Origin of the sequence: Mycobacterium sp. 1165178.9, assembly GCF_001673555.1 — a bacterium.
Taxonomy (GTDB): Bacteria; Actinomycetota; Actinomycetes; order Mycobacteriales; family Mycobacteriaceae; genus Mycobacterium.
Map to the genome: position 1 here is coordinate 1 of NZ_LZMB01000571.1, position 6,697 is coordinate 6,697.

The window sequence follows — 6,697 nt, forward strand, 5'->3', positions numbered from 1 at the left end:
GGCACGGGGCTCGCCGATCGAGTAGACCGGGGGTCGCTGCAGCCCTCAGGACGCTCACACGGTCGGTATCTCTCGACTCGATCAGCATAGGCAAGGCTGCCCTAACTTCGCAAGGTATGGTTCGTCTTGTTCGCGGCGGGGCTCGGGGACCGACACAGTAATTTGTCAGGCTTCGGTACGACCGTCGGTAGTAAGCCGGAGTACTCTTGATTCGACGCTCAGGAGATGAACGAACTATGGCCAAACTGACACGGCTGGGGGATCTAGAACGGGCCGTCATGGACCATCTGTGGTCCACGCCCGAGCCTCAGACCGTTCGCCAGGTCCATGAGGCGTTGTCCGCACAGCGCGACCTGGCCTACACCACGATCATGACCGTGCTGCAACGGTTGGCTAAGAAGAACCTGGTCTCCCAGATCCGTGACGACCGGGCACACCGGTACGCACCGGTGCACGGTCGTGACGAACTGGTCGCCGGACTGATGGTGGACGCGCTGGCCCAGGCCGAAGATCCCGGCGGCAGAAAGGCCGCGCTGGTGCACTTCGTCGAACGCGTCGGCGCCGACGAGGCGGAGGCACTGCGGCGAGCGCTCGCCGAATTGGAAGCCAATCAGCGCAAGAACTCGACATCTGCTGGCGCTGGCCCGGAGGGCTGAGGGACACTAACAGTGTGTCCGCGCTGGCTTTCACCATCATCGCGGTGCTACTGACCGGTCCGGTGCCGGCGATGTTGGCACACGCGCGCTGGCCGCTGCGCGCTCCCCGCGCCGCAATGGTGCTCTGGCAGGCCGTTGCGCTGGCCGCGGTCCTGTCGGCGTTTAGCGCCGGCATCGCGATCGCTACCCGCTTACTGGTGCCCGGGCGCGACGGACGGCCCACGACCAGCATCGTCGGCGCCGCGGACCGCCTCGGCTGGCCGCTGTGGACGCTCTACGTCAGCGTATTCGCCCTGACCCTGCTGGTCGGCGCCCGGTTGATGGTCGCCGTGGTCCGGGTGGCCATCGCCAACCGGAAACGGCGGGCGCACCACCGGATGGTGGTCGATCTGGTCGGAGTCGGCCACGGCGCGGCGAAGTCTCAGCCCTGCGCGCGCACGCGCGATCTTCGGGTGCTGGACGTCCCGCAACCGCTCGCCTACTGCCTGCCTGGCGTGCGCAGCCGCGTGGTCGTCAGCGAGGGAGCGCTGAGCGCGCTCGCAGACCCCGAAGTCGAGGCGATTCTCACCCACGAGCGCGCCCATCTGCGGGCGCGACACGACCTGGTGCTGGAGGCGTTCACCGCCGTGCACGCGGCCTTCCCGCGGCTGGTCCGCAGCGCCAACGCGCTCGGCGCGGTCCAGCTTCTGGTCGAGCTGCTCGCCGACGACGCCGCGGTCCGCGCCGCGGGTCGCGCTCCCCTGGCGCGGGCGCTGGTCGCATGCGCATCCGGCCGGGCCCCGTCGGGAGCCCTCGCGGCCAGCGGCCCCAGCACGGTGCTGCGGGTGCGCCGGCTGGGCGGACGCGGCAACAGCCCGCTGTTGTCGGCGGCCGCATACCTGGCCGCGGCGGCGATATTCGTGGTGCCGACCGTCGCCCTGGCCGTCCCGTGGCTCACCGAGCTCGAGCGCTTGCTCAACCTCTGACGCCGTCGATCACCGATCACCCCGGGCGCTCAACTGTTCGCTGTGCCACAGTGTCACCGAAGGCTTTTGCCGCAAGTTCTCCAAACTGAGAGGCGAAAACATGAGTTCGTCGGATGCCCACTCCAGTTCCACGACCGGCAGCGCGCAGATCGGCGTCACGGGCCTGGCCGTGATGGGTTCCAACATCGCCCGTAACTTCGCCCGGCACGGCTACACCGTGGCGCTGCACAACCGCTCGGTCGCCAAAACCGATGCGCTGCTCGAGGAGCACGGCGACGAGGGCAAGTTCGTGCGTTCGGAGACCATCGCGGAATTCCTGGACGCGCTGGAGAAGCCGCGTCGGGTGCTGATCATGGTCAAGGCCGGCGACCCCACCGACGCCGTCATCAACGAGCTCGCCGACGCCATGGAAGAAGGCGACATCATCATCGACGGCGGCAACGCCCTCTACACCGACACCATCCGCCGGGAGAAGGCGATGCGCGAGCGCGGTCTGCACTTCGTCGGCGCCGGCATCTCCGGCGGTGAGGAGGGCGCGCTCAACGGGCCGTCGATCATGCCGGGCGGTCCCGCCGAGTCCTACGAATCGCTGGGCCCGCTGCTCGAGGAGATCTCCGCCCACGTCGACGGCGTGCCGTGTTGCACCCACATCGGCCCCGATGGCGCCGGGCACTTCGTCAAGATGGTGCACAACGGCATCGAGTACTCCGACATGCAGCTCATCGGCGAGGCCTACCAGTTGTTGCGCGACGGCCTGGGCAAGACCGCACCCGAGATCGCCGACGTGTTCGCCGAGTGGAACAAGGGCGATCTGGACAGCTTCCTGATCGAGATCACCGCGCAGGTGCTGCGCCAGACCGACGCCAAGACCGGCAAGCCGCTGGTCGACCTCATCCTCGACGAGGCCGAGCAGAAGGGCACCGGACGCTGGACCGTGAAGTCGGCGCTCGATCTCGGTGTTCCTGTGACCGGCATCGCCGAGGCGGTGTTCGCCCGTGCCCTGTCCGGCTCGGTCGCCCAGCGCAAGGCCACCACCGGCCTGGCCTCCGGTAAGCTGGGCGAGAAGCCAAGCGACGCAACACAATTCATCGATGACGTGAGCAAGGCGCTATACGCGTCGAAGATCATCGCCTACGCCCAGGGCTTCAACCAGATCCAAGCCGGCAGCGCCGAATACGACTGGGACATCACGCCCGGCGACATGGCGACCATCTGGCGCGGCGGCTGCATCATCCGCGCGAAGTTCCTCAACCGCATCAAGGAGGCGTTCGACTCTGACGCCGATCTGCCGAGCCTGATCGTCGCGCCCTACTTCCGCAGCGCCATCGAGGAATCCATCGACAGCTGGCGCCGGGTCGTGGTGAAGGCCACCGAGCTCGGCATCCCGATCCCCGGCTTTGCCTCGGCGCTGTCCTACTACGACGCGCTGCGCACCGAGCGGCTGCCCGCCGCGCTCACCCAGGGCTTGCGGGACTTCTTCGGCGCGCACACCTACGGCCGGATCGACGACGACCCGGAGAAGCGCTTCCACACACTGTGGAGCGGGGATCGCACCGAAGTGCCCGCGTAGCCGGGCGACACCAGAGGGCGTGAAGGGGGCTTGAATTGGTGGGGCGACTGCGATGAGGTTTCTCGACGGGCACAGGCCCGCATACGATTTGACCTACAACGACGTGTTCGTGATGCCGAACCGCTCGGAGGTCGCGTCCCGCTTTGACGTCGACCTGTCCACCGATGACGGCTCGGGCACGACGATCCCGGTCATCGTCGCCAACATGACCGCGGTGGCGGGGCGCCGGATGGCCGAGACGATCGCGCGGCGCGGCGGACTCGTGATCTTGCCGCAGGATCTCCCGATCACCGCGGTGCAGGAGACGGTGGAATTCGTCAAGAGCCGCGATCTGGTGCTCGACACCCCGCTGGTGCTCGGTCCGGACGACTCGGTCTCGGATGCGACGGCGCTGATCCACAAGCGTGCGCACGGTGTCGCCGTGGTCACCTTCGAGGGCCGTCCCCTCGGTTTGGTGAGCGAATCGTCATGCCTGGGCGTGGATCGCTTCACCCGGGTGCGCGACGTCGCGCTCACCGACTTCGTCACCGCCCCGGTGGGAACCGATCCCCGCAAGGTGTTCGATCTCCTCGAACAGTCGCCCATCGGTGTCGCCGTTGTGACGAACGCCGACGGGACGCTGGCCGGCGTGCTGACCCGCACCGGCGCCATCCGTGCGGGTCTCTACACCCCGGCCGTCGACGCGCGGGGCCGCCTGCGGGTGGGTGCGGCCGTCGGCATCAACGGCGATGTCGGAGCCAAGGCGCGGTCGCTGGTCGAGGCGGGCATCGATTTGTTGGTCATCGACACGGCGCACGGGCATCAGGTGAAGACGATCGAGGCGATCCGGACGGTCGCGGCGCTGCAGCTGGGTGTGCCGCTGGCCGCCGGCAACGTGGTCTCGGCGGAGGGCACCCGCGATCTGCTGGGCGCCGGGGCGAACATCGTCAAGGTCGGGGTCGGCCCTGGCGCAATGTGCACCACCCGGATGATGACCGGCGTCGGCCGCCCCCAATTCTCTGCCGTCATCGAATGCGCCTCGGCGGCAAGAGAATTGGGCGGACATGTGTGGGCCGACGGCGGCATCCGGCATCCGCGGGACGTGGCGCTGGCGCTGGCGGCGGGGGCGTCCAACGTGATGATCGGGTCATGGTTCGCCGGCACCTATGAGTCGCCCGGGGACCTGATGCGTGACCGCGACGACCAGCCGTACAAGGAGAGCTACGGCATGGCCTCCAAACGGGCGGTGGTCGCGCGCAGCGGCGCGGACACCGCCTTCGATCGGGCCCGCAAGGCGCTGTTCGAGGAAGGCATTTCGACGTCGCGGATGGGGCTGGATCCGGCCCGCGGCGGCGTCGAGGATTTGCTCGATCACATCACCTCGGGCGTGCGCAGCACCTGCACTTATGTCGGCGCCGCCAACTTGGCGCAGCTGTATGAGCGGGTCGTGGTCGGAGTGCAGTCGACCGCGGGCTTCGCGGAGGGACATCCGCTGCCGCAGGGGTGGTGACCGCGTAGGGCGCGACCGGCGTGGTCCCGGCTGGGCGGCGCCGCGCGGGCGCGGCCCGGGCTAGCATAAGACAGCAAAGACGGACGCAACCGCAACCGCTCCGCCACCGGGCAGCGAAAGGATCGACGTGCCGCAGGCACCCGTGCCAGCCATCGGCTCGCGGGCGCACGGGCCGTCAAACGAGCCTCCTCCGGCGCCGTCTCCGCTCATCGAGCCTGACCCCTCGGCCGGCTGGCGGCGCGGGCCATGAACCTCACCGTCACCGTTGTCAGCATTGTCGCGATCGCGGTGCTCATCTTCGGCAACGCTGTCTTCGTCGCCGCGGAGTTCTCCCTGACCACCCTGGACCGCAGCGCCGTCGAGGCGAACGCGCGCGGCGGCGGGCGCCGCGACCGCTGGATCCGCCGCGCGCACCACCGGCTGTCGTTCCAACTGTCAGGTGCCCAGTTGGGCATCTCGGTGACCACGTTGGCGGCCGGTTACCTGACCGATCCCATGGTGGAAGACTTGCCGCACCCGTGGCTGGATGCGATCGGCATACCCGACAAGGTCGGCGACGCCATCATGGCCGTCCTGGTGTTGGCGATCGTGACGTCGGTGTCGATGGTGTTCGGCGAGCTCGTCCCCAAATACTTGGCGGTGGCGCGTCCGCTGTCGACCGCCCGCGCCGTCGTGAGCGCCCAGCTGACGTTCTCGCTGCTGCTCACCCCGGCGATCCGGCTGACCAACGGGGCGGCGAACTGGATCGTGCGCCGGCTCGGCGTCGAACCGGCCGAAGAGCTGCGGTCGGCGCGATCCCCGCAAGAGCTGCTGTCGCTGGTGCGATCGTCGGCGCGCAGTGGCGCCCTGGACCCCGCCACGGCGGCGCTGGTGCGGCGATCGCTACAGTTCGGCGCCCTGAGCGCCGAAGAGCTGATGACGCCGCGATCCAAGATCGTGGCGCTTCAGACCGACGACACGGTCGCGGACCTGGTGACCGCGGCCGCCGAGTCCGGATTCTCCCGGTTCCCCATCGTCGACGGTGACCTCGACGAGACGGTCGGCATCGTGCACGTCAAGCAGGTGTTCGGCATCCCACGGACCCAACGCGGCTGCACGCGGCTGATCACGGTGGCCCAACCGGTTCCGAAGGTGCCGTCAACCCTGGACGGCGACGCGGTGATGGCCGAGATCCGGGCCAACAGCCTGCAGACCGCGCTGGTCGTCGACGAATACGGCGGCACCGCCGGCATGGTGACCGTCGAGGACCTGATCGAAGAAATCGTCGGCGACGTTCGCGACGAGCACGACGACGCGACTCCGGACGTGGTGCCAGCCGGAACCGGCTGGCGGGTATCGGGTTTGCTGCGCATCGACGAGGTGGCCACCGCCATCGGTTTTCGGGCGCCAGAGGGCCCCTACGAGACCATCGGCGGGCTCGTGTTGCGCGAGATCGGACACATTCCGGTGGCCGGCGACACGGTCAAGCTGCCGGCATTGGACGCGAACGGATTGCTGGACGCGGTGACGCGTTGGCAGGCAACGGTGATCCGGATGGACGGACGCCGGATCGACCTGCTCGAACTCGTCGAACTGAGCAGTCACGGTGAAGTCCCCGCGGCAGGGGCACACCGATGAGCGACGCCCTGGGCCTGCTGCTGGCCTGCCTGCTGATCGGGGTGAACGCGTTCTTCGTCGGCGCGGAGTTCTCGCTGATCTCGGCGCGGCGCGACCGCCTCGAGGCGCTGGCCGAGCAGGGCAGAGCCGCCGCGGTCACGGTGATCCGCGCCGGGGAGCAATTGCCGTCCATGCTGGCCGGTGCCCAGTTGGGCGTCACGGCCGCATCGCTGTTACTCGGGCGGATCGGTGAGTCGGCGGTGTCCAATGTGCTGCGAACGGCGCTGGGGCTCACCGGGATCCACCCGGCTCTGCTGCACACGCTGTCGTTCGCGATCGCGCTGGCCATAGTGGTGACGCTGCATGTGCTGTTGGGCGAGATGGTGCCGAAGAACATCGCACTGGCCGGCCCGGAGCGCAC

6 protein-coding genes are annotated in these 6,697 nt (G+C 68.7%); all 6 read left to right on the forward strand.

Annotated elements, in window-relative coordinates:
- Positions 1-236: 236 nt before the first annotated feature.
- Entirely contained in the window at positions 237-656 is a 420-nt protein-coding gene (locus A5652_RS24230; protein WP_067357995.1) for a BlaI/MecI/CopY family transcriptional regulator, read from the forward strand.
- A 14-nt stretch (positions 657-670) separates the two neighbouring features.
- Positions 671-1,621, forward strand: a complete 951-nt coding sequence (locus A5652_RS24235) for a M56 family metallopeptidase (RefSeq protein ID WP_067357999.1) — start codon at positions 671-673, stop codon at positions 1,619-1,621.
- A 100-nt stretch (positions 1,622-1,721) separates the two neighbouring features.
- Positions 1,722-3,191: an NADP-dependent phosphogluconate dehydrogenase gene (gndA, locus tag A5652_RS24240; RefSeq protein WP_067358003.1), complete on the forward strand. Its 1,470-nt coding sequence runs from the start codon at positions 1,722-1,724 to the stop codon at positions 3,189-3,191.
- A 52-nt stretch (positions 3,192-3,243) separates the two neighbouring features.
- Positions 3,244-4,680 carry a GuaB1 family IMP dehydrogenase-related protein gene (locus A5652_RS24245; RefSeq protein WP_067358006.1) on the forward strand — a complete coding sequence of 479 codons (1,437 nt, stop codon included), beginning with the start codon at positions 3,244-3,246 and terminating at the stop codon, positions 4,678-4,680.
- Between the two features lie 246 nt (positions 4,681-4,926).
- Entirely contained in the window at positions 4,927-6,297 is a 1,371-nt protein-coding gene (locus tag A5652_RS24250) for a hemolysin family protein (RefSeq protein ID WP_067358009.1), read from the forward strand.
- Positions 6,294-6,697 (forward strand): CNNM domain-containing protein (locus tag A5652_RS24255; RefSeq protein WP_156745523.1); only part of this gene is annotated, 404 nt, incomplete at its 3' end. The genes A5652_RS24250 and A5652_RS24255, both read left to right, overlap by 4 nt.

What these genes read in the sequence shown, in the direction of transcription:
- A5652_RS24230 (WP_067357995.1), top strand. Translation starts at nt 237, where the DNA reads ATGGCCAAACTGACACGGCTGGGGGATCTAGAACGGGCCGTCATGGAC.
- A5652_RS24245 (WP_067358006.1), top strand. Translation starts at nt 3,244, where the DNA reads ATGAGGTTTCTCGACGGGCACAGGCCCGCATACGATTTGACCTACAAC.
- gndA (WP_067358003.1), top strand. Translation starts at nt 1,722, where the DNA reads ATGAGTTCGTCGGATGCCCACTCCAGTTCCACGACCGGCAGCGCGCAG.
- A5652_RS24250 (WP_067358009.1), top strand. Translation starts at nt 4,927, where the DNA reads ATGAACCTCACCGTCACCGTTGTCAGCATTGTCGCGATCGCGGTGCTC.